General features: G+C 50.6%; 21 protein-coding genes. 3 read left to right on the plus strand and 18 right to left on the minus strand.

From position 1 onward, the window contains the following. The 3 genes from WH37_RS36830 to WH37_RS31665 all read left to right on the plus strand — a co-directional run. Nucleotides 1–215: hypothetical protein (locus tag WH37_RS36830; protein ID WP_046234657.1), on the plus strand; the 215-nt coding region annotated here is incomplete at its 5' end. 582 nt (nucleotides 216–797) lie between these two features. Continuing rightward, nucleotides 798–1,280: a hypothetical protein gene (locus tag WH37_RS35850; protein ID WP_143088738.1), complete on the plus strand. Its 483-nt coding sequence runs from the start codon at nucleotides 798–800 to the stop codon at nucleotides 1,278–1,280. A 24-nt stretch (nucleotides 1,281–1,304) separates the two neighbouring features. Beyond that, a complete protein-coding gene (locus WH37_RS31665; RefSeq protein WP_046234659.1) occupies nucleotides 1,305–1,727 on the plus strand; it encodes a DUF1801 domain-containing protein in 423 nt (140 codons plus the stop codon). A gap of 16 nt (nucleotides 1,728–1,743) precedes the next feature. Here WH37_RS31665 and WH37_RS31670 read toward each other — a convergent pair whose 3' ends face one another. The 18 genes from WH37_RS31670 to WH37_RS31765 all read right to left on the minus strand — a co-directional run bounded on the left by WH37_RS31670 (nucleotide 1,744) and on the right by WH37_RS31765 (nucleotide 23,036). Then, a complete protein-coding gene (locus tag WH37_RS31670; protein ID WP_046234660.1) occupies nucleotides 1,744–2,043 on the minus strand; it encodes a MazG-like family protein in 300 nt (99 codons plus the stop codon). 239 nt (nucleotides 2,044–2,282) lie between these two features. After that, on the minus strand, nucleotides 2,283–2,879 hold the full coding sequence (locus tag WH37_RS31675; protein WP_046234661.1) for an MSMEG_1061 family FMN-dependent PPOX-type flavoprotein: 597 nt from the start codon (nucleotides 2,877–2,879) through the stop codon (nucleotides 2,283–2,285). 105 nt (nucleotides 2,880–2,984) lie between these two features. Then, nucleotides 2,985–3,647, minus strand: coding sequence for an MOSC domain-containing protein (locus WH37_RS31680; RefSeq protein WP_046234678.1), 663 nt, complete (start codon nucleotides 3,645–3,647; stop codon nucleotides 2,985–2,987). 51 nt (nucleotides 3,648–3,698) lie between these two features. After that, nucleotides 3,699–5,084 carry a M14 family zinc carboxypeptidase gene (locus tag WH37_RS31685; protein WP_046234662.1) on the minus strand — a complete coding sequence of 462 codons (1,386 nt, stop codon included), beginning with the start codon at nucleotides 5,082–5,084 and terminating at the stop codon, nucleotides 3,699–3,701. A 101-nt stretch (nucleotides 5,085–5,185) separates the two neighbouring features. Beyond that, on the minus strand, nucleotides 5,186–6,805 hold the full coding sequence (locus WH37_RS31690) for an ABC transporter substrate-binding protein (protein WP_074905051.1): 1,620 nt from the start codon (nucleotides 6,803–6,805) through the stop codon (nucleotides 5,186–5,188). Between the two features lie 63 nt (nucleotides 6,806–6,868). After that, nucleotides 6,869–7,873 (minus strand): oligopeptide/dipeptide ABC transporter ATP-binding protein, encoded by a 1,005-nt coding sequence (locus WH37_RS31695; protein ID WP_046234664.1) that lies wholly within the window; start codon nucleotides 7,871–7,873, stop codon nucleotides 6,869–6,871. Next, entirely contained in the window at nucleotides 7,863–8,837 is a 975-nt protein-coding gene (locus tag WH37_RS31700) for an ABC transporter ATP-binding protein (RefSeq protein WP_046234665.1), read from the minus strand. The genes WH37_RS31695 and WH37_RS31700 overlap by 11 nt, the downstream gene beginning before the upstream one ends. A 12-nt stretch (nucleotides 8,838–8,849) precedes the next feature. Beyond that, the gene (locus WH37_RS31705; RefSeq protein ID WP_231594451.1) at nucleotides 8,850–9,755 is read right to left on the minus strand and encodes an ABC transporter permease; all 906 of its coding nucleotides are present in this window, start codon (nucleotides 9,753–9,755) and stop codon (nucleotides 8,850–8,852) included. 11 nt (nucleotides 9,756–9,766) lie between these two features. Then, nucleotides 9,767–10,732: an ABC transporter permease gene (locus tag WH37_RS31710; protein WP_046234666.1), complete on the minus strand. Its 966-nt coding sequence runs from the start codon at nucleotides 10,730–10,732 to the stop codon at nucleotides 9,767–9,769. Between the two features lie 443 nt (nucleotides 10,733–11,175). Continuing rightward, entirely contained in the window at nucleotides 11,176–12,090 is a 915-nt protein-coding gene (gene rocF, locus WH37_RS31720) for an arginase (protein WP_046234668.1), read from the minus strand. A 137-nt stretch (nucleotides 12,091–12,227) separates the two neighbouring features. After that, entirely contained in the window at nucleotides 12,228–13,778 is a 1,551-nt protein-coding gene (gene pruA / locus WH37_RS31725) for an L-glutamate gamma-semialdehyde dehydrogenase (protein ID WP_046234669.1), read from the minus strand. 68 nt (nucleotides 13,779–13,846) lie between these two features. Further along, nucleotides 13,847–15,043: an ornithine--oxo-acid transaminase gene (locus WH37_RS31730; protein ID WP_046234670.1), complete on the minus strand. Its 1,197-nt coding sequence runs from the start codon at nucleotides 15,041–15,043 to the stop codon at nucleotides 13,847–13,849. Between the two features lie 48 nt (nucleotides 15,044–15,091). After that, nucleotides 15,092–16,009 (minus strand): proline dehydrogenase family protein, encoded by a 918-nt coding sequence (locus tag WH37_RS31735; protein ID WP_046234671.1) that lies wholly within the window; start codon nucleotides 16,007–16,009, stop codon nucleotides 15,092–15,094. Between the two features lie 34 nt (nucleotides 16,010–16,043). Continuing rightward, a complete protein-coding gene (locus tag WH37_RS31740; protein ID WP_046234672.1) occupies nucleotides 16,044–17,711 on the minus strand; it encodes a M20/M25/M40 family metallo-hydrolase in 1,668 nt (555 codons plus the stop codon). Nucleotides 17,712–17,872: 161 nt separating this feature from the next. Next, entirely contained in the window at nucleotides 17,873–18,607 is a 735-nt protein-coding gene (locus tag WH37_RS31745; RefSeq protein ID WP_046234673.1) for an IclR family transcriptional regulator, read from the minus strand. A 148-nt stretch (nucleotides 18,608–18,755) separates the two neighbouring features. Continuing rightward, nucleotides 18,756–20,570: a B12-binding domain-containing radical SAM protein gene (locus tag WH37_RS31750; protein ID WP_046234674.1), complete on the minus strand. Its 1,815-nt coding sequence runs from the start codon at nucleotides 20,568–20,570 to the stop codon at nucleotides 18,756–18,758. Nucleotides 20,571–20,717: 147 nt separating this feature from the next. After that, complete coding sequence (locus WH37_RS34080; protein ID WP_052737375.1) at nucleotides 20,718–22,259, minus strand: stalk domain-containing protein; 1,542 nt, start codon at nucleotides 22,257–22,259, stop codon at nucleotides 20,718–20,720. A 546-nt stretch (nucleotides 22,260–22,805) separates the two neighbouring features. Further along, nucleotides 22,806–23,036, minus strand: a complete 231-nt coding sequence (locus WH37_RS31765; RefSeq protein WP_046234675.1) for a hypothetical protein — start codon at nucleotides 23,034–23,036, stop codon at nucleotides 22,806–22,808. Between the last annotated feature and the right edge of the window lie 249 nt (nucleotides 23,037–23,285).

The following is a 23,285-nucleotide window of genomic DNA, read 5'->3' on the forward strand; positions in this document are numbered from 1 at the left end:
CTTTATTACGAAAAAATAGCATAATAGGCGTGTCCACTCTATTGACAGAAGAGCATCCTGTCCGCTTACAGCCTGAAATCGTAGCAAAAGCCAGAATAGCGGAACCTCAGTCCTTCAAAGAAGGAGTGAGCGTCCCGAGCTGTGGGATTACAGCAACAATCGCATGCTGCGAGTCCTTAAGCCTTGAAGCGTCAGATGAGATTGGCCTCCAATAAGCGCTAAGCAAGCAGTAGGCCGACTCTGGTTTGCATACACACCCTAATATAAGAGAGGTGTTATCGATTAGATTCGGAGAAAAAACGCACAAATTAGACCAACTGCATGCATTTATAAAGCATGGCGGATTCATCGAAATACCTGAAAACGAACATTTAACCTTTCACGAGCTGTTAACAGCGTGCCAAGCTAGCGTTAAAAGCGAGCAAGGTACGGTATTGGATTTTGAATTTCAACACTTCGACTTGTTCCTTACTTATGTTCACGATCATTACTATGGCTCGCTTATCAATTTTAGAAGACTGGCCCAGATCAAGGACCCCAAGAAAATAGCAAAACAGTGCGACATCCATTTTTGGCATGATTTTGAGCGTTATGCGGCCCAGCATCGTTTGACTATCCGTAAATGTACACAAACCAAAAGCAGTATAAAAGCAATACTCGACAACGGCTTGCACCTAACTTTTCATTATTCCAAAACCCATGACGATTTCCTTATCAGCGAAATAACAAGCCGATTTGGGAACAAACGAATAATCAACTCTACGCTCTCGCACCCCTCTTACATGGAAATGGAGCATATGGATTTTTCGATCCTCCATTATTTGAGGCACAAAGGTTTTTTCAATCTTCCCGCCCATAAAAACAGCGGCTTCAACAATTTATTGATGAAATGCAGCAGCAAGGAAAGCCATAGCGCCATAACCGGCACCATCTTAGGCTTTGAATTTAAAAACTGGCTTTTAGAAATTTTTTATGATGATAATCAGGAGCTCATCGGAGAAAATCTTAAATTTATAAACCGCAGCTCCCGCAGCAGCAAGGAAGAAATATTAGAGGAATACGACATTCATTTTTGGGAAAGCTTTAAGCTTTATGCACAGCAAAATGACCTGCAGATCATCGAAATTTGCAAGGACCACGATACAATCATTGCCTTTTTGAATACGGGAGCTAATTTGCATTTTCAGTATCAGGAGGAATGGGGCGACTACTTGATTAGCGTGATCGAAGGGGACGGAGCCTCATTCAGAGAGTCCTATAGACGTATTTATAACCACTAGATTAGCGATAGGAGACATTTCAACATGTATGAGCTGAAAACGAAGGAAACCGACAACAGCGTCATCGCATTTATTGAAGAAGTCGAAAATATGAAAAAACGGGAAGACGCTTATAAGCTGCTCGACCTCTTTACGGAAACAACGGGACTTCCCGCGAAAATGTGGGGGCCGAGCATTATCGGCTTCGGATCGTATCACTACAAATATGAATCGGGACATGCTGGAGATGCACCTCTAGTTGGCTTTTCACCTAGAAAAGCCAAGATCAGCCTGTATTTTGCCACAGGCGACACGCAGCGAGAGGTGCTGTTGCAGCAGCTCGGAAAGCATACAGCGGGCAAGGCATGCGTCTACATCAATAAAGTTGCCGACATTGATACGGACGTCTTAAAAGCGTTAATCCACCAGTCCATCCAGTTTCTTAAAGAGACGTATCCGAATCCTTAGAAATACAGGACTATCCTTACCAAGTACGGGTCTTATTGATTTCCATTTTTTTCGAAAAAGCCTGCTCCAAGTCAATATCCAGCTTATTGGCAAGGTCGCAAATATTCCATACGATATCGTACATTTCCAGGCCCAGACGATCTTTGATCTCTTCCTTTTTCTCATGGTCGGGGTGGTAGGAAAGGTGCAGCAGCTCTCTAACCGTCTCCCCAACCTCGGTAACTAGAAAAAGCGCCCTCTGCTCAATCGTTGACTGGTCAAACCCATGAGTAATGCTGAATTCCTTCACATGCTTTTGCATTTCTGATAATTGCATGACTGTACCTGCCTTTGTTGTCTATATAAGTTGAACTATTAATTCGCATGAGGGCGATGGTCGTCACTACGAGAAAGGTTGGACTTCCGGCCGCTGTTGTTTTCTGATTTCTTGATTCTATTCCTCGTTGAGGGTGAAATCCGAAAACAAAGGCGGACGCTATCGCTCTCTCCAGTTCCAACCTTTCTCTCCGTTTCTCCCCAGCCCCATTGCTTTCTTTAGTTCAATTTATATAAAAATTATTTTCTAACCGGGAAGCCATTGATTTCAAGATGGGCCTTGAACAAATCTTGAACGGATGGCAGCTGCTCCTTGGAGGGCCACTGCTCATGCCCCCATAATCCGGCCTGTTTGAACGCCCGTGGGCAGTGGATAAAACATTCCTCGACTTCAACGATAACGGCAAGGCCGCTCGTCTTGCCCTTCCACTCCATGCTGCTGATAAAAGCTTCATTGCGCGTAATGCTCGCACGTCCGTTCACCCGCATCACTTCATCAAGCCCCGGAATAATAAAAATCATCCCGATTTGCGGATTTTCAATCACATTCAGCAAGGAGTCAATTCTTCTATTGCCCGGACGATCCGGGAATGCGATTTGCTTTTCATTAAGCACCTTAACAAAACCAGCCTCATCCCCGCGCGGAGAAACATCGCCTACACCAGCCGCATTCGAGGTCGCGAGAAAAAAGAGCGGCGACATCGCCAAGTAATTGGCGGCATGCGGATCGATAATCGAAATCGTCTTTTTCACGACGGCTTCGGAAGGCTCTGTCATCATGCTTCTCAGCTCTTCCGCGGTCGTCACTCTATCTTCCTGCCATGATAAATGGGTCATATTGGTATACCTCCTTGTATTTTGATTCCTTTGCTATATAAGTTGAACGAAAGAAAGAGATGGGGCAGTGACGAATATCGCCCCCGCGCTAGTCATTCGTTCAACTTAATTAGCTTCCTTATTTGCCGCTCGGCCCGTTAGCCGCTCCGCTGTATCCGTCTCTAGTCCGGCCAACCGTTTCACGAAAGTCGCTCTCCAGCTGCTGGACAGCTCCGGGACGGCAAGCAGCCGCTCCATGCCGTCCCGATTCGTTTTCTCCACATGCATAATTTGATTCGCGTAAGAAATCGACAACGCTGCCGGATGCTTGCCTATGCAAATTAGCGAGTCCGAAGGCGAAACGACACCTTCCTGGAGCACGCGAAAATAAAACCCGGTATAGCCGGTCTCCTGTACCTGCAGCGGGAGCTCTGGCAAGCCGTATTTGACCGATAGCTTGAAGCAGGGCTGACGCGGCTGGCTAACCTGCACAATTGCCGTCCCAAGCTGGAACGTATCGCCAATATGGATATCCTCCTCAACGATGCCCTGCGTCGTGAGATTTTCGCCAAAGGCGCCGAAGCCCACCCGCAGCCCTTGCGTCTCCCAATAGGCATAATGCTCAAAGGGATACACGCACACCGCCTTCTCTTCGCCGCCATGATGGACCAGATCCGCTTGGCCGTCTCCCTCGAAGCAGACAGCTGTCAGCTTGATTGCATCCTGGACAGGATGCTTATGAATGCCCGTTAAAACCTCTTTCTTCAAATAGGGTACCTGCTGCGGCATCCCAACGTTGATCGATTTAATTGAACCCGCTACCACTGTGCTTCCCTCCGTTTACTGATCGGACGCGGATGCCCGGAGATGCTCCATGACCATTAAAGCCGAGCCAAGCTGCACGGCGCACAAATCGCGAATCGGTCGCATTTCGCATTGCAAATAAGCAAGCAGCTCGCCCATTTGCCCATCCAGCCACTGCTCTGTTTCGAGCCGAATGGCCGCAAGCTCCGGACATTCAGGCTGCTCGTCGATTGCCCGGACCAGCATCCCCACACAGCCAAGCGCCAGCCACCAATCTCTCGTACGCCAATCGAATTGGTCCGCCTCATTGGCCAAACGATCAAATTTAGGCTGCTCCTCCGGCTGCTGCATCTGTCGTTCCAATCGTTCTTTTCCACTTATAAAATAGCCCATAAAGCGCGTGGACGCCCGAATAAGCGGTCCTCCATCTGCGATAAAGGGCGCAGCCAGATCAAGCTGCCGCTTAAAAAAATCAAAGCAGGCCGACGCCTGTTTCAAGCTTTCCTCAACAATGTCCCGGCGCGTGCAGTCGGTGAGACTTACGTTCCCCATCCGCGGATCGGCAAAGCAGGTCACTTCCGACATAAAGCAATAGGTGCCATAGCGTGATACTGCATAATCGCTGGAGCTCGATCCTCTGCCGAGATGCGCGGCAGGATCTTCCTCCGCCGGGAGCACCATCGTCAAATAATCATACACCTCCGAAAATTTGCCCATCTTGAAAATGTTATCCGACAAGGGCGGGAAAATATCCGATTCCGGCTCCCCCTTCATCAGCGGCAGTCCACGCTGCACAATCAGCCCGCGCAATTGTTCATAAAGCTCCTCCGGCAGCGCAGCCGAAACATAATAGTATGAACCCGCCCGGTCAATATTGTGAAGACTGTTCAAAAAATGCGGCTTCGCCTCGTCAATCGCCCTCATGAACGCCTGCGTCTCGGGCATCGGATCGTTAACCTTAAACGTCTTGTAGTCGTATGGAAAGGTCCACTCCACCTGCTCCTCGCCTGCGGGCCGGTAATAATGGCGAATGTAGCGCTCTGCCGTATAAGGCCCCTTAAGCCAGCCTTCATTCCGCCTATAGCCATCGATATCTATCGCTTTAATCATATAAAACGTATAATCCAGTCCTTCTATTATGGACGGTTCAGCACATAATTTCCAGCTTAAATACTCAAGCGTCGAAGCACCGATCGGCTCATTCGGATGCGGACAGCCGACAAACAGCGCCCGGCGCGACCCTGCCCCAATCCGCAGCATCTGAATGGGGCTTCCATTAACGGAATACCCGACGGTGCTCAGCTCCACCAGCTCGGGGTACGCAGCAGCAAGCGCCGCGGAAGAGGCATCCAGCTCATCAATCGTCAAATACTGCGAATAGTCCGGTATTTCGTTCAATAACCGTTCAATAAGCTCATTCATATGCGCCTTTCCTCCTGTTTCGCAAACAGGGGACTGTATTTGGCATACAATCCCCTGGAGTTATTTTTGAAAGAATATAGCTGCTGCTTTACAAACATTCTTTATTTATTCAGCCACACATAGTTGTACATAGAAGGTGACGTGTATGGAACGGCCTCCTCTGAGCCAGGCTCGCCCATCACATAAGCGTGAACCGGATTGGAGCCCACATATTCGATCATCGGATATATCGGCAGGTCCTCCGATAGAATGCGCTGCACCTCGGCATATTTAAGCGCTCGCTCTTCCTCCTTTACAAGCGTGGAGCCCTCTTTCAGCAGCTGATCCAGCTCCTCATTGCTGTAGCCCATAATGTTGGACGGACGACCCGTGCCGATACGCGTAATGATCGCGCCCACGTCTGGCCCCTGATAGCCGCCCAAAATGCTCATTTGATATTTGTGCTCATTCACAACCTGCGTTTCCCATGAGGCATAATCGCTCACGTTAATGGTAACGTTGATGCCGATTTTTTTGAGCTGGTCCTTCACGACCGTCGCCACATCCTGGTACACATCATATTGAAAAATATCGAGCGAAATGTTCAAATAATTTCCGTCTTTATCCGCCAGATAGCCCGCTTGCTCCAGCAGCCGCTTCGCTTTGTCGATGTTCGGGGACGGAACGACATATTCATCGCTTACCGCCCAAGTATAGACAGGAGAAACGAAGTTTTTCGCCACTTGGCCCTGGCCCTTCATCGCTTTCGTCAAAATTTCGGCATTATTGATCGCATAAGCTACAGCTTGCCTTACCTCCAGCTTGTCGAAGGGCTCCTTCTCGAAGTTGAACAGCAGGTAAGAGCGGGATGGCCACAGGCTCGTACTCATCCGGTAGTCCGGGTTGCTGGCGATGACATTAAATTCCGACGCCGGCGGATCGCCGCCGTAAATGTCCAGCTCGCCATTATAAAAGGATTGAACCATCGTGTTCGGATCGGTAATAATCGAGAATATCAATTTATCGACATGCGGAACCTGCCCGTAGTAGTCCGGATTTTTTTCCAAAGAAATGTTCACGCCTGTTTTGTATTCCGTAAACTTGAACGGGCCTGTGCCGACCGGATTTACGCTCGTACCGCTCGCCCACTCCCCCGTACTGTAAATATGCTCGGGTAAAATAAACGTGCCATACCAGGCCAAATAGCCCAAGAACGCCGCATCCGGCTCGGACAGCGTAAAGACGACTGTATTGTCGTCTGGCAACGAGATATCTTTAATTCCGCCGAGACTTGTTACCGCAAGCCCGCTATTCTTTTTAATCGCTTCATAAGTGAACTTGACATCCTTGGAGGTGAAAGGCTTCCCGTTATGCCATTTGACGTTTTCATTCAGATGAAAGGTGTAGATGAGGCCATCATCTGAGATTTCCCAGCTTTTCGCAAGATCCGGGATAATTTCCTGTTTGGCGTTGATCGTTGCCAGCTTGCCGAATATATTTTGGGCGATGGGATAAAGAAAGTCATCCGACGTGCCGTCTGGATTGAAGGATAATGGATCTCCCGTCAAGCCGACGAGCAGCGTTCCGCCTTCCTTGACGCCGCCTTCTCCCGCAGCTGCTGACGGAGCCGAAGACGTTCCCGGGCCCGCCTCGCCGTTCCCCGAGTTCGCAGGCTTGTTCGTACACCCTGCCAGCACCGCCACAATAAGTACCAAAACTAGCCATCCTCTACTCTTTCTCATGTTTCCACTCTCCCTTTTGTATCTGTATTTATATCATCCATCATCTGACAGCAGGCAGCGGGGCTAGGACGTGTATGGACACGCTACCTTATGCCCTGCTCCCACATCTGTAAAATCAGGATAGATGGATTGACAGGAATCCCGGCGTTGATAGCAGCGAGAGTAGAAATAGCAGCCCGGTCCGGTATTGATCGGTGTAGGAGGCTCTCCCTCAATGCGAATCACTTCTCTTTTTTGCTCAAGCGACTCCAGCATTGCTGAATTGGATATAAGCGCCTTCGTATACGGATGCTTCGGGTTGTGAAGCACCTCCTCCGTTGGCCCGTATTCAACAAAACGTCCAAGATACATGACCGCAACCTTGTCCGATACGTAACGCGTGGAAATAATATCGTGACTGATGAATACCATAGCTGTATTTTCCTTCTGGCATACGTCGATGAGCATATTGATAATGTCAGCTCTGACGGATACGTCCAGCATCGATACAGGCTCATCCGCGACGATGAACAAAGGGCTCAGCAGCATCGAGCGCAAAATCGAAATGCGCTGCAATTGCCCGCCCGACAGCTCATGAGGGTAGCGGTGCAAATAATGCTGGGCAGGCACTAGCCCTGCCTGCTCCATTTTCTGCTCGCACATGGCCAGCCGCTCGTCGTAGCTTCCGCCGATTTTGTGCAGCTTGAGCGTATCGGTCAGCAGCTCCGCAATCGTGTAACGCGGATCAAACGTATCGAACGGATTTTGAAAAATCATCTGCGCGGTGCGGCGGAAAGCGAGTTGGCTGCGCTTATGCAGCTCCTTGGAAGGAACGCCTGAGAAGCGGATGCTGCCCGAAGTTTCCTCCTCCAGCCGGACCAGCAGCTTGCCAAGCGTGGACTTTCCGCAGCCGCTTTCGCCGATAACGCCGAGCACTTCGCCTTTTTGCAGCGTGAAGCTGACGCCATCTACCGATTTAACCTGCTGCTTGCGCGACACTTTGCCATCTGGAGACACAATCTTTTTGCGCTGTGAATAATATTTGATTAGTTGATCGACGGCGATCGCATGCTGCTGTTCAGCTGACATAAGCGGCACCTCCTGCCAAATGGCACGCTACGCGGTGATTGCCCGGCAGCACCATATCTTGGGGCTTCTCGATAAGGCAGCTGTCCATGGCATGCTCACAGCGCTCGGCGAAAATGCACCCGTCATTAGGGACGCTAAGATCGGGAATCGAGCCGGGAATGCCGCGAATGTTGCGTTTTTCTCCTGTGAAGGAAGGGATCGATTTCAGCAGCCCTTTCGTATAGGGATGAACCGGATTCGCCAGCACATCCTTGACGAGACCCGTCTCCAAAATCCGGCCCGCATACATAACCGCTACCTTATTGCAGGATGAAGCGACAACCGACATATCATGGGTAATCATCATCCGGGTAATGCCCAGCTTCTGTTCCAGCGCGACCATCTCTTCCAAAATCTGTCCCTGCGTCACCACATCAAGCGCTGTCGTCGCCTCGTCGAGAATGAGCAGCTTTGGGTTATGCATGAGGCTGAGCGCAATGGCTACCCGCTGCATCATGCCGCCGGAAAGCTCATGCGGGTACAAATCGTACACCCGCTCTGGCAAATTGACCATGTCGAGCAGCTGGAGCATTTTGCTGCGCGTCTCGCGCTTGGAGATGCCCGTTTCCTTAATACGGTACACATCGGTCATTTGCATGCCGATTTTGTGTACCGGGCTGAGCGCGTTCATTGATTTCTGAAACACAACGGCAAGCTGCTTCCAGCGCAGCTGATTCAGCTTTTCTGCTGGCAGCGTGAGCAGGTCAGCTCCTTCAAAAGAAACCTCGCCTTGCGCCTGGGCAATACGCTCGGGCAGCAGCCTTAAAATCGCCATCGCCAGCGTAGATTTGCCCGATCCGGATTCGCCAACAATGCCAATGGCATCGCGCTCTTCAATCGTCAGCGAAACATCGCTTACCGCCGCTACACGCTTGCCCGAAGCATGATAGATGACGCTCAAATTTTTCACTTCCATAATAGCCATTCAGACCGCCTCCTAGTAGTTAGCGCGAAGTTTAGGGCTCAGCACGCGGTTCAGTCCATCGCCTACCAGATAGAAGGCAAGCACCGTTATAACGATCGTGAGTCCAGAGAAGGTGGAAATCCACCAGCCAGACGTTAAATACGAGCGGCCGTTAAATACAATTTGCCCCCAGCTGACGACATTGGGGTCGCCAAGACCCAGAAAGCTAAGCCCAGCCTCCGTTAAAATAGCGCCCGATATGTTCATCGTCGTATTGGCGATAATCGGAAAAATGCCGTTCGGAATAATATGCTTGAACAAAATTTTGCTTCTGCTCTCCCCAATTGCGGTGGAGCTGAGCACAAAAGTGCGCTCGCGCAGCGACATCGCCTGCGCCCGCATGAGCCGCGCATTGCCGACCCAGCTGGTCAGGCCGATGATGAGCATGACATTAAACATGCTGCTGCCGAATAAGGCAATAACGAGAAGAATCAGAAAGAAGGTTGGCATGATGAGAAAAATATTGTTGACCTCCGTAAGCACTTTATCAATGCGCCCTCTATAAAAGCCGGCAATGCCCCCGAGCAGCGTGCCGATGACACCCGAGATCAGCGCAGCTATAACGCCAATGAGCAGTGAAGTACGCGCCCCATACACAATCATGCTGAAAATGTCGCGGCCGAGCCCGTCGGTGCCGAGCAAATGGGCGCCGCTTGGCGGAGCCGTCAGCTCATCACCCAGCAAATACGGGTCATGCGTCGCAATGAGCGGAGCGAAGATGGCGACAATGACGAGAGCAGCCAATATCGTCACGCCGATTTTCAGCTGGTATATGCTGCGGATATGATGGAGCATCCGCTTGAAAGGGCTTCGGCTGCTCCGGGCGTTTCCGGTGTTCTGCACGTTTTTTACATTTTGCATATTCTGCACCTTCTCCATGTTCGTCCTCCCTACTTATACCGGATTCGCGGATCGATAAATGCGTACAACAGATCGACAATAATCATATTGACGGCTACGGATACCGAGAGAATAAGATAAATACCCATAAGCAGCGGGTAATCGCGGCTGCTGATCGCCTTCAGCATGAAGCTCCCCATCCCCGGCCAAGAGAATACAATTTCAATAATGGCGACCCCTGTGAAAATATAAGCCAGCGTAATGCCGAAGACGGTCACCGTTGGCAGAATGGCATTTTTAAACACATATTTATTAAAAATCCGGCTTTCCTTCATGCCCGTCGCACGCAGCGTATTCACGAAGTCCTCTGACATGACCTGAATAACGGAGGAGCGGGCAATGCGGAAAAAATAAGGCGTGCTAATCAAGGTAAGTGTGAGGCCAGGCAAAATGAGATGCTTGAGCACATCGAGGTAATGGGCAAAGCCCGTGTAGTCAGCGCGAAGGTCAACCATTCCGGCTGTTGGCAATAGCTTCAGCCCCGACGCGAACAGGAGAATGAGCATCATCCCTAGCCAGAAGCCGGGCATCGCGTCGAACAAATAGGAAATGCCGTTTAAAGCCGAGTCCAGCTTGGAGCCGGCGCTCCTCGCACAATAAATGCCGAGCGCCGTTCCGATTAAAAGCGAGAGAATCGCTGTTGTGAGGGAGAGCAGAAGCGTTGGGCCAATTCGCTCGGCAATCATTTCCACAACCGGACGATTGTTCGAAATCGATTGTCCGAGGTCGCCTTGGACGATATTTTTCAAATAAGAGCCTAGCTGAACGAATACCGACTGATCCAGCCCATATTTTGCGATAAGCGCTGCTTCCATCTCCGGGGACGGATTGTCCCGACCGGATAAAATGCTGACAGGATTGCCAGGGGCCAGATGAATCAGCAAGAAGCTGAATATAATGGCTAAGATAATCGTTAGCGTTCCGGTCAGTATTCTTCTGCCAATATAACTGCCCACTGTGTTTCCCCCAATCGTTGTGACGACATGTCATTATTAAGATTTTTCCGTATTACGGAAACAATTTCCGATTAAAATGAAAACAATAAACGGCAGGCTTCATCGTCAGCATTCCGGTGTACTTACGCTTATCATCCGAGTTTGTACACGCTTGTTCGATTAGCTTGACCTATCTGTATTCATCATAAGAGACAATGAACTTACATGTCAACTATTATAACATCAAAATAGAAAAATTGTTTGATTCACTTTACTTTTCTAGTTGATTCGCTGTTCTTCCTCTATTAATATGCTGTATGCCCTTACATTATTATATGACCCCACATTTAATGTGATTAAATATAACAATATTATCAGCAAAGAGACTGTTCCGTTTCCCGTTGGATCATGGACACGGAACAGCCTCTTGCCCTCCTGCTGTTTATGCCAGCCTAGCTGCCCTTTTACATAATTTGCTCGCCAAAAACAGAGCCGATCAGTTCAACTGCCGTATGAGCCGTTTTGTTGCGGTAATCAAGCACCGGATTCACCTCTACAAACTCCGCCGATACAAGCTTTCCAGATTCAGCCAGCATTTCCATGGCGAGATGGCTTTCCCGATAGCTCACCCCGCCAATGACAGGCGTACCAACGCCAGGAGCATCATTCGGATCAAGGCCGTCCAGATCAAAGCTTAAATGCACGCCATCGGCCGATGAAAGCCGATAAAGCGCCTCTTCCATCACCTGATCCATGCCGCGGCGATCAATATCATGCATCGTATAGACACGAACGCCAAGCTCGCGCAGCAGAGCCTTCTCACCCGGATCAATCGAGCGCGCCCCGATAATAACGACATCCTCCGGCCGGATCGGATCACGCTTGCCGCCGCCTCCTACTCCAAGCAAGCGACGGCTGCCATAGCCGAGACTAACCGCTAGCGACATGCCGTGAATATTGCCCGACGGCGTTGTATCCGCCGTATTGGCGTCGCAGTGGGCGTCGAACCATAACACGCCAAGGCGGGGGACATGGCGCTGCACCCCTTTTATCGAACCAATGGCAATGCTGTGATCGCCGCCGAGAATGAGCGGAAACCGGCCTTTCTCCAGCTCCTCAGCCGTTTTGTCCGCCAGCTTGCCATTGACCCTAACGAGCTCATCTACATATTTCAGCCTCTCGCCCGGCTCAGGGCGCGCTGCAGGACGGCGCACAGCCAGATCGCCCAAATCATGCACGATATAACCGAGCTGCTCCAGCTTCTGCTCAATGCCCGCGCAGCGAATCGCACTTGGTCCCATATCGACGCCGCGGCGGTCGGCTCCCAGATCAATCGGGACACCGATGATCGAAATATCTGTTTTGCCATTAGGCAGCATAAGCTGGCCTCCTTTACCTTTTTTTCTCAATGGGTAAAATGCGGTATCGGCTGTTAGCTTCTAGGCAGCAAGCCTTTCACTTTACAGGCCGAGCGGATGACAGCGACTGGCCCGGAATGCCAAGGCGCTCCCGGCTTTTACAGCTGCTCCGAAATGAGCTTCAGCTGGGTAAATTGCAGCAAATAATCAGGACCGCCGGCCTTTGAATCCGTGCCCGACATATTGAAGCCGCCGAAAGGATGAACCCCGACAATCGCCCCCGTACACTTGCGGTTAAAATACAAATTGCCGACATGGAACTGCTCGCGCGCCCGCTCCAGCTTCGCCCGGTTCGTCGAAAACACCGCGCCCGTCAGCCCGTATTCCGTATTGTTGGCAATGGCAAGCGCCTCCTCATAGGACGAAGCTTTGCAGAAGCCAAGCACGGGGCCAAAAACCTCCTCCTGCATCAGGACAGCATCCGGCTTTAGATCGGCAATGATGGTAGGCTGAATGAAATAACCGTCACCATCGACCTTTCTCCCGCCCGCTACGAGTCGTCCTTCCTTGCTGCCTATTTCGATATATTCGAAGATTTTGCGGTAGGCGTTCAAGTCTATGACTGGCCCTGTATAATTGCTGAAGTTTACCGTATTGCCGACGGTCAGCGCCTCCGTCAGCTCGGTGCAGCGTTTTAATACCGCGTCATATACATCCTCGTGGACGATCGCACGCGAGCAGGCCGAGCATTTTTGTCCGGAAAAGCTGAACGCCGAAGCAACAATGGCTTGCGCCGCTGCTTCCAGATCGGCTTCGCTATCGACGACGATCGCGTCTTTGCCGCCCAGCTCCCCGACAAAGCGTTTCAGCCAAATTTGACCTGGTGACGTTTTTGCCGACAGCTCAAAAATCCGCAGCCCGACTTCCCGTGAACCCGTGAAGGAGATAAAGCGCGTCAGCGGATGCGTGACCAGCAAATCGCCAATTTCCGCGCCGCTTCCCGGCAAAAACTGGACGACGCCAGCCGGCATGCCCGCCTGCTCCAGCACTTCGACGAACTTATAGGCGATCACAGGCGTCGTGCTCGCTGGCTTCAGCACAACCGTGTTCCCCGCCACTACCGCCGCCGTCGTCATGCCCGCCATAATCGCCAGCGGAAAGTTCCAAGGCGGGATGATGACCCCTACGCCAAGCGGAATATATTGTAAATCATTATCCTCGCCGCGCCGAACGACCAGCTTCTTCGCTACCGTTTCACTCATCTCCAGCATTTGCCGGGCATAATATTCGAGAAAATCAATCGCTTCCGCCGTATCGGCATCGGCTTCGCCCCGCGTCTTGCCTGCCTCAATCATGAGCCACGCATTAAACTCATGCTTGCGGCGGCGCAAAATCGCTGACGCCTTAAACAGCAATCTTGCCCGATGCGCTACTGGCACCTTGGACCACGATTGGAACGTCTTGTAGGCACTCGTTATCGCCTGCTCGGCTTGCTTTGCGTTCGCCTTCGATACGCGGCCAACGACCTCGCTCGTGCTGGAAGGATTGATCGAGCTTTGCATTTCTTCTGTCATCACCCTGCTGCCACCGATAATAAGCGGATATTCGCCCCCAAGCTGCTGCTGCACCTCGCTGATCGCCGCCGCTAATGCCTCACTGTTCGCCTCAATTGTGAAATCGGTAAATGGCTCTGGTACATAAGTAATCATAAGAAAGCTCCACCCTTCTATTAGTCAAATGAATGAAATGAAATAAAATGGAATGAAACGGGATGATCTTATAGGGGCTGAAAAACATCGGCAATACGCTCCGCCGCCCAATGCAGATCCTCTTCAGATATTATCAGCGGCGGTGCCAGCCGAATGACCTTTTCATGCGTCTCCTTGCACAGCAGGCCTGCTTCCTTGAGCTTCTCGCAGTACGGACGCGCCGGACCGTTCAGCTCGATTGCAATAAACAAGCCTCTGCCGCGAACTTCCACGATGTCCGGATGCTTGATCTCGCGCAGCTTGGCGAGCAGCTGCTCGCCAAGCGTTAGCGATCTTTCCGCTAGGCGTTCATCCTCGGTTACACGGAGCGATGCGACAGCTACGGCGCTCGCCAGCGGATTGCCGCCAAACGTAGAGCCATGCGAGCCTGGCTCGAACACGCCTAAAATGCTGCTGTCCGCCGCCACCGCCGATACCGGCAGCACGCCACCGCCAAGCGCTTTTCCCATAATGTAAACATCTGGCGTGACCTCTTCCCAATCGCAGGCAAAACGTTTGCCCGTACGGCCAAAGCCCGTCTGTATCTCATCGGCCATCAGCAGCACTTGATGCTGCTTGCACAAAGCGGCGGCCAGGCGCAAATACCCTTCCGGCGGAATGACAATTCCCGCTTCCCCTTGAATTGGCTCGACCAGAAAAGCAGCTGTATTCGGGGTAATCGCTGATTCCAGCGCTGCAATATCGCCATATGGAATAATGGTGAAGCCCGGCGTAAACGGGCCAAAATCTTCCCGATACGAAGGCTCGGAGGAAAAAGACGTAACGGTCAGCGTCCGGCCGTGAAAATTGCCGGCGCACACAATAATATCCGCTTGCCCCGCCGGAATGCCTTTTACCCGATAGCCATATCTGCGGGCCGCCTTCACCGCCGTCTCTACCGCTTCAACTCCGGTATTCATCGGCAGCAGCATATTTTTGCCCGTCAATTCCGTAAGCAATGCAAGCAATTCCGCCAGCGGCTCATTGTAAAAAGCCCGTGACGTCAGCGTCACCAGATCAGCCTGGTGTTTCAGCGCTTCAATAATCCGCGGATGCCGATGCCCCTGATTGAGCGCCGAATATCCGCTGAGCATATCCATATATCGCTTGCCGTCCGGGTCCTCCACCCATACCCCTTCCGCCTTCGCAATGACAATCGGCAGCGGATGATAGTTATGCGCACCCAGCCGCTCTGTCCGTTCTATCGTATTTGGCTTCTCCAACATGCCCATCCCTCTTTTCCAGCCAGATGGCTATTTTTATTTCAGCTCAGCTTATCGTTTAAACATCGACTTGAGGACAAAAGAGACATTTTCCGGTCGTTCGGCCAGCCGCCGCATAAAGTAGCCGTACCAATCTGTTCCGTACGGCACATAGGTACGCACCTTGTAGCCTTCTTCAGCCAGCTGCTGCTGAAGCGCCGTGCGAATGCCGTACAGCATTTGAAATTCAAACCGATCCACCGGAATCGCTTGCTCCTTGACATAGCCCTTCACCCATTCAATAATCGCATCATCATGGGTTGCAACAGCGGCGTAATGGCCGTTGTCCAGCTGCTTTTTAATGATATGGATAAAATTGCGATCCACATCCGTTTTGTCAGGGAAGGCGACCTCTGGCGGCTCCTTGTAGGCTCCTTTTACCAAGCGATAGTTCGGCTTCAATACAAGCAGCCGCTCCATATCCGCTTCGGTTTTGAATAAATACGCCTGCAGGACAATGCCGATATGATCGCCAAACTCTGCACGCAGCTGTTCATACATTTGGATCGATGGCTCATTGTGGGCATAATCCTCCATATCGATGCGCACAAAGCTGTCCAGACGCTTCGCCTCCGATACGATCGTCCGCATATGGCTGAGGCACAGCGGATAGGAAATATCCAGCCCCAGCTGCGTCAGCTTCACAGAAACGTTGGCGGCAGCTCCGGCGCTCGCAATAGCTTGCAGCCCTTTCACAACCTCTTCCGCGGATTCCTTCGCCTCCTGCTCGCTGCGGGTAAATTCGCCCAAATGGTCAAGCGTAACGACGAGGCCGCTTTCGTTAAGGGCGGCTACCTTTTTCATCGCGGCTGCAAGCGTCTCTCCCGCTACAAAACGTTCCGCCCCAAGGCGAAGCCCAAAGCGCTTCGCCATCCGGTTAGCTATTCGGTTTTTGGACAAATACAACAGCATATCACGCATGACCGCCATGCGATCCCCTCCTTCTAGGCGTTACCTTGCCGCTTCATTCTTGAATGGCAGCAGGCTCCGACTCTGGTATAGCCGCATTATGCTTATGAAATAAGGTATGAATGCAAGCAGGCAATAAATCCATCATCACAACAAAAGCATTATGAACGTCCAGCCGCTCCGTCCACTTATGGGCATCCAGCCCGACGGGCCCCACATTCAGCACCGGAACGATGAACTGCTCCAACTCCTTGAAAGGAATCGAATAACCCTTTTCCCACATCGGCATGTTTTGGGCGAGCAATTGCAGCGCAGCCGACTGTCCCGCCGTCCCTACATAGCTGAGGTCGCAAATGCCGCGATGGAAATTTTCCTGTCCGATTTTCATCCCATATCGCTGCGCCGCATAATCCGCAAGCTCATCCGCTACCTTTTGAATAAAAGGATCATGTCTGGAGCTGACTGCCGGATAATAAGGCGGCGAGAAAAATAATACAATCATCGGCCCCAGCTCCTTGCACAGCAGCGCCAGCTCATCAACAATCGCAATCGTCGTATCCCGATCACCTGCGGGGCCGCTCACTTTGAGCGCCTTGCCTGCTAACGCTTCAACTCTCTCCTGCCCGTACGTCGCCACTGCGTACTGATGAAGCTCTTCGTACGTCAGCACTTTAATGTGCAGATCGGGAATGGAGATCATCGCGTAGTCTGCACAAGCCCTCGCCTTGACTGCATAATCCGCTTCGATATGCCTTGCTGCCTGATTCGCCGTCGCGAGCAGCGATTCGATCGTTTCCTCTAGCGTCCGCTCCAGCATGAGCAGATTGAACATCGCAGCAGCGCGGTACGGCGTCTGGACGGAATAATCATTTTTCAAGCTGCGCAGCAGCAAATTGGTTGGAGGCGGCGTAATATCCGTCTCCACTTTTTCGATATACGAGGTGTTCAGCTCCATCTCACTAATGAGGCGGGATACCATATAGTTGGCGTTTAAGCCAGCGAGCGCCTCGCCTACATGCGTTTCTTTGCCGTAGCAGAGAAAGCCGGGCAGCATTTTTCCAATCGTCCCTTTATATATATAGTTGCTATGGTCTCCTGCATACTTCGGAAATCCGGGCTCGGAGTTGAGCACCGTCACATAGTCCAAGCCGTAACGCTCAGCTAGCGCAAGCAGTGCCGGAACAGCAGCCCGCATGCCCGCTGAGCCCACCTCCTCATCAGGCACGGTCACCAGCAGCAAATTGCCTGCAAACTCGCCGGCAGAAGCCCGCTCCAGCATCGCCATTTGCAGCGCAAGCCCGCTTTTCATATCCATGACGCCGCGCCCAAACAGCCACTCACCATTTTCTGCATCATGCCTCGCTTCAGGCGGCAGCACCTCCGGCTGTGACCGGAACAGCTCCGTTAAGCGCCGCGGATCAAAGGCGAACTGTTGAAAATCACCATAATCGCTCGTATCCACGACGTCAAAATGGCTGAGCAGCACAATCGTCTCCCGAACCTCCGGCTTGTTCCGTACGAGCGCCGAAAGCAGGCGCATTCCACTGCCCGCATCATGAAGCTCAATCTGCTCCGGATGCTTTGAAAAATAAGGCAGCGTCCGCAGCTTCTGCTCCACAAACGTCGGGAATATCTTCTCCGCTTCGCTCCCGCTGATGCTCGGGATTTGAACCATTTCGCATAGCAAATCTGTTAGCTGCTCCTTCGATGCCCATTGCATGATGGACGCCTCCCCGTTTAGTTTTTCCGTTATTCGGAAATAGTTTCCGTTTTTAATAAAAATGAAAACTCGGAGCTGTTCCGAGTAACGAAGCTTATTTGAAAAAGGGTGTAAGGAAACGGGCGAGCAAACGCCGCCTTCCCTAAAATAACGGATTAGCGGACTTAACCGCCAATCGTTGTCGTTATTTCGTGAGCACCCTGTATAACCTGCTTGCTGAGATAATCCAGACGCTCCTCTGTCAGCTGGTACGTCGTGACGCCAACCCCAAGTGCTCCAACTACTTTTCGCCCGAAGCCGATAATCGGCGAAGCAATGGCCGCCGTTCCCTCCGTAAGCTCAGCGTAGCTGACCGCATATCCCGCCTTCTTGATGCCGGGCAGCGCCGACAGCAGCTGCTTGCGCTTCTCTTGGTCATCCACCAGCCGAATCAAAATCGCTTCCGCTTCAGCCGGATTCATATTGGCCAAAATCACTTTATTCGGCGCGCCGATATGCATCGCAATCCGCTCTCCCAAGCTTTCTACAACACGAAGCTTCATCGGACTGTCTACTTTATCGACCCCCATCGAAAACATGCCATAAGGGATGCTTAGGAAAACCGTTTCCTTCACTTCATCCGCCAGACGTTCCATAATCGGCCTTGCTGCCGTGCGCAAATCCATCTGCTCCAGCTGCTGCAAGCCGACTTCCATCCACTTTGGCCCCGGCCGATAACGCTTCGTCTCAGGAATTTGAACAATCAGCTCATGCCTTACTAATGTACTAATTAGTCTATGCGTCGTACTTAGCGGCAAGCCTACCCGCTCCGAAATATCAGAAATCGCCCAGCCGATACGGCTGTTATCAGACATTAGAAGCTGAATAATTTGCATTGCGCGATCAATAGATTGAACCAATAGAATCCCTCATTCAACAGCCTGATTGCTTTTTATGTCAGGAACCTAACATACAATCATCGCTATACGTTTAATATAGGTGGTAACATTTCGTTTGTCAATAAAAAAACAGCAGTTCATGTCACTTTACATGACACGAACTGCATTTTTACGCGGTTACCGCATCATTATGCAGCTTTAACATGTACGGCTTTGGCGTCGGCTTGTTGCTGCCAGCCTCCATTGCATAGAGAACGACGAGCAGTGTGTGTGTATTTTTCTGAATTGAGCCATCCGCCAAATATGCTTCCAGATCAAATGGCAGCCGCTCAATGACAGCATGCTTATGCAGCTCCTTCTCCGTCATGCCGAGCGCTGCAAACGATTCTGACACCTTCTCCGGCCGTTCGACGAGACTGCGCATATGGCTTCCCCATACGGCTTTGTCCATCGTGAACTCCCACCACGTTTTGCGCGGCTTATATTTATGGTTGAGGAAATAATCGTATTTCATCAGCCCCATAATCACGTCCATATCCGGGCCAGCTTCGCCAGCCGCTTGCTGTTCATGCTTGTAGCTGTTCAGGAATGACCATAACCGGGAAAATAAATCCTCCAGTTGATGACCAATTTTCTGCCAGCCCCGCTCCTCCCAATAGTCGCCAAAGTCCTGGAAGAAATCGAACGGCGACGGGAAAACCTGCTCAACCAAATACATAAGCGTGCGGTCCATCCGGTGCGCATTCCAATATTTCTCCAGCACATCCTCAACCCGCTTCATCCGCACAATGTCGCCGAAAGGCATCAGGTCATTGCCGAGCATTTCATAAGGTGCACGGTCCATGTAGATGTAGCCCCATTTGTCTGCGTCATTGCGCAGGCCGGTGCCGCGCAGCATTTTCAGAAAGCCGAGCTGCATTTCTTCAGGCCCGAGCGCAAAAACATCGTTGAAGGTGCCTTTGAACGTATCGTAGTTTTCGAGCGGCAGGCCGGCGATTAAGTCGAGATGCTGGTCGATTTTGCCCGATTCCTTCACCTTCGTCACCGTCCGCACGAGCTTGGACCAGTTCTGTCTGCGCTGAACCGCTTCATTCGTCGGATCATTCGTGGACTGCACGCCAATTTCGAAGCGGAACACGCCTGGTGGCGCATGCTCGGCCAAATAATCAAGCACCTCGGGGCGCATGATGTCTGCCGTAATTTCAAATTGGAAGACGCAGCCGTTATGATTTTCGATCAGAAATTGAAAAATCTCCAGCGCGTAATCCCGCTTAATATTGAACGTCCGATCGACGAATTTAATCAGCTTCGCTCCGGCATCAATCAAATACAAAATATCCGCCTTCGTCCGCTCCTTATCAAAATAACGCACGCCTACCTCAATACTGGAGAGGCAGAACTGGCAGCTGAACGGACAGCCCCTGCTCGTCTCAAAATAAACGACACGGCTGGCCAGATGCGGCACATCCTCAGCAAAGCGATGCGGCGACGGCAGCGTTGCCAAATCCAGCTTCGGACGGCCTGGATTAACCAGCGCCTCGATATAACCCTCCCGCTGCTTGCGGTAGGCGAGCCCAAACACCATATGGTACTTGCCCGCGCCTTCGATCTCGGTCAGCAGATGATGGAACGTCTCCTCGCCTTCACCGACGACGATAAAATCAACCTCGGGAATACGCTCCATCCAATGATCGGTATCATAGCTTACTTCGGGTCCACCGAGTACGATTTTCACCTGTGGGCTGACCTTGCGCAGCATGTTGATGACCGTAATCGTCTCTTCAATGTTCCAAATGTAGCAGGAGAAGCCGACCACATCCGGCTTGCGGGAGTAGATATCCGATACAATGTTCATAACGGGATCTTTAATCGTGTATTCGGCAATATCGATATCGAATTGCTCGCCGCTGTAGGCTTTCAGGCAGCGCAGCGCAAGCGATGTGTGAATATATTTTGCGTTTAATGTGGAAAGTACAACCTTCATCTCGTTACCTCGCTCATTGTTTTGTCACTATTGCCTTCCATTGTACTACAGAAGAGGAGTCTGGCACAAAAGAAAAGGCTGCCGCAGGGTGCTTACGCTCCCTGCCGACAGCCTGATTACGAATATAGATCATAAAATAGATAAGTGCTAATCTCTCATATCAATATAAAGCTGGTCTTTCAGCTGCATATCGAGAACCGGGAAACGAACCTTCCACTTATTGTCGCCAAGCGCCGTCACTTCATTTTCCGCAAAACCGCGCGGCTGGAAACCGAAGGTCCGGTCGAAGGAAATGATGACTTGAATCGTCTCGCCTGGAAGCATACGGTTCAGCTCATGGCCCAGGTTAATTGCCCAGCTGCGAATATCCTCGGAGGAAGAGCCTCCGTAATACGTATAAAAGCGTGGATCAATATCAGCCGTCAGCACGATCCAGCCTTGCGAATCCCGCTTCACTTCCCAATTGCTGAAGCTAGCTGTGCCATCGCCTGTCGATACGGAGCCAAATTCTTTCTTCATCAGCGCCGTGATCGTTTCCATCGAAGCGCCTTTCAGCGTATCCGGCAAAATCGCTGGCAGGAACGCCACATCCTCCTGCGGGCTTTCCGGCAGCAAGCCCATCAGCAGGCTCGCGTGGGCAACTGATACAGCAAAGTTTAGGTCAGCCTGCGAAGTATAGCCAGCGGTTGTAATGCCGACCAGATCGCCGTATTCATCGAACAGCGCTCCTCCGGAGCTGCCGTGGTCGATTGGCGCACTTGTCTGAATATAGGTGAGCCCATCTTCATAAGAAATGTTACTTACCAGACCATCAGATACCGTGTTCTGGATACCAAGCGGACTGCCGATGGCTACGACTTTATCGCCTTTCTCTGGAACCGTATAACCTACGCTTACTGGCTCCAAATACAGCGACTCATCCGTCTGAATAATCGCAAGGTCCGAGCTTGGGCGGTTGACAACGACGCCTTGAACCTTGTATTCATCGCCATAGATCGACGTAATCGTTGCCGAGCTCGCATCCTCAATAACGTGATTGTTAGTCAAAATCCAACGATCGCCGATAACGACGCCGCTGCCAAGCGCTTTATTCGTAGTAATCAATACGACGCTTTCGTCGTTTTGCTCAACAATTTCCTTAGGCGTCAGCTTTGTACGATCATCCTCAGGCGTCTCCTCGTACTCCTCATAAGTCTCTGCCCATTGCTGTTCTATGGAAGTTATGCGAACGGCTTGCGCCGCGTTATCCCATTTCACTTTGGCGCCAAGCGCCTCGGCCACGAAACGGGTCGGTACGAAGGTGGTGCCATTTTTCACGGCAGGGGCTGCATCAAGCTTAACGGTGTTGCCGTCAACAACCGCTTCTTTCTTGCCTACGGTCAGCGATACCGTCGTTGTGTTTTTGCGTACGATAATCGTCTGCGTTTTCTCCACCCAAGTGATGGAAGCACCCAGCGCCGTGAAAATCTGACGCATCGGCACGAACGTCACGCCGTTTTTTACATAAGGAGCGGCTGGTAGCGAAAGGTTGCTGCCATCGATATAAACTTTAATAGCCTGCGTCGTAGACGCTGCTGTCGTAACAGCGCTTGCAGCTGAAGCTGTCGAAGTCGTTCCAGCCAGCGGCGACAGCAGCAAGCCAGTAACGAGCAACGGGGCTAGCAGCGTTTGTGCTAGTTTTGTTTTCACGTATGTATTTCCTCCAAATTTTTGTCGATTACCTGGGGCGTATTTTATTGATAGATTGAGTCCCGTCTGCAAATGATAGAGACACCAAAAGAAAGGCGGAACCTAGCCAAACAGATACTCTCATGGTACCATTTTCTGTTGTTGGTTGTCTATTGGAATGGGAGTGGGGATTGATAGGTTTGGTGGATTTGGGAGATTTAAATAGATTAAGAGATTTTTCTAACAGAAATTCCGTTATCTAAAAAATTAATGAGAATGGTGTCTGAAATTCGAACATTCAAGAAATATAAAACCACTAAAAGGACTAAGTATAACCTGATTTTTGATTATATCCATTAAATGTGAATTTGTTCCCATTATCCAAATCAAACTTGGATGATAGGCACCACCTACATCTATAGTAATTATAAACTGGAATGGATAATTCAACATTTTAAAAACACAAAGGCACCTTCAAAGTCATCTCCCACCTATTACGACATAAGAGCATTCTCTTGAAGGTGCTTTAGTTTATTTGACACTATAAGAGCATTTAGTTCATAATACTCACTCTAAAATATAACTTTTCACCAATTTTCCATTTTCAAAAAAATATATCCTTTCACAGGAGTTACATTTCCACACATCATACTTCGGAAAATAAACAATATATTCTTCATTAAAAGCTCTTTCACTAAAATCTTGAAATTCTTTATCAGTAAATACCCAAAGTTGTACATCATTCGGGTCTTTAGAATTAGACAAAATCTCACCGCATTTACATTGCATTTTAGCCATAGTTAACTCCTCAATCAATTTGGAATTGCAAAATTGTAATAATTCAATTGTATTACAACTCATTCTCCTTTTCTAGATAAAGAATTGTGAAGCATCATGCGCCACCTCGTTCATAAGGCTCCAGTATCGTTTTATTAACCTTTTATTCGCATGGTATTGATAAGAAGGGCATATGTAGCCCTTCTTCTGAAGTTGTAGCTGAAGCATTGGATTAATTTCTAATACATACGATCCCATATAAAAAGGTAC

It is taken from the genome of Paenibacillus algorifonticola (assembly GCF_000971975.1).
GTDB lineage: Bacteria > Bacillota > Bacilli > Paenibacillales > Paenibacillaceae > Pristimantibacillus > Pristimantibacillus algorifonticola.

Coding starts and splice junctions, on each gene's coding strand:
- WH37_RS31680 (WP_046234678.1), bottom strand. CDS start 3,647: ATGCCGCAGCAGGTACCCTATTTGAAGAAAGAGGTTTTAACGGGCATT.
- WH37_RS31695 (WP_046234664.1), bottom strand. CDS start 7,873: ATGTCAGCTGAACAGCAGCATGCGATCGCCGTCGATCAACTAATCAAA.
- WH37_RS31700 (WP_046234665.1), bottom strand. CDS start 8,837: ATGGCTATTATGGAAGTGAAAAATTTGAGCGTCATCTATCATGCTTCG.
- WH37_RS35850 (WP_143088738.1), top strand. CDS start 798: ATGGATTTTTCGATCCTCCATTATTTGAGGCACAAAGGTTTTTTCAAT.
- WH37_RS31685 (WP_046234662.1), bottom strand. CDS start 5,084: ATGAATGAGCTTATTGAACGGTTATTGAACGAAATACCGGACTATTCG.
- pruA (WP_046234669.1), bottom strand. CDS start 13,778: ATGATTACTTATGTACCAGAGCCATTTACCGATTTCACAATTGAGGCG.
- WH37_RS31675 (WP_046234661.1), bottom strand. CDS start 2,879: ATGACCCATTTATCATGGCAGGAAGATAGAGTGACGACCGCGGAAGAG.
- WH37_RS31690 (WP_074905051.1), bottom strand. CDS start 6,805: ATGAGAAAGAGTAGAGGATGGCTAGTTTTGGTACTTATTGTGGCGGTG.
- WH37_RS31665 (WP_046234659.1), top strand. CDS start 1,305: ATGTATGAGCTGAAAACGAAGGAAACCGACAACAGCGTCATCGCATTT.
- WH37_RS31670 (WP_046234660.1), bottom strand. CDS start 2,043: ATGCAATTATCAGAAATGCAAAAGCATGTGAAGGAATTCAGCATTACT.
- rocF (WP_046234668.1), bottom strand. CDS start 12,090: ATGCTGCCTAATGGCAAAACAGATATTTCGATCATCGGTGTCCCGATT.
- WH37_RS31765 (WP_046234675.1), bottom strand. CDS start 23,036: ATGGCTAAAATGCAATGTAAATGCGGTGAGATTTTGTCTAATTCTAAA.
- WH37_RS31750 (WP_046234674.1), bottom strand. CDS start 20,570: ATGAAGGTTGTACTTTCCACATTAAACGCAAAATATATTCACACATCG.
- WH37_RS31735 (WP_046234671.1), bottom strand. CDS start 16,009: ATGGCGGTCATGCGTGATATGCTGTTGTATTTGTCCAAAAACCGAATA.
- WH37_RS31730 (WP_046234670.1), bottom strand. CDS start 15,043: ATGTTGGAGAAGCCAAATACGATAGAACGGACAGAGCGGCTGGGTGCG.
- WH37_RS31705 (WP_231594451.1), bottom strand. CDS start 9,755: ATGGAGAAGGTGCAGAATATGCAAAATGTAAAAAACGTGCAGAACACC.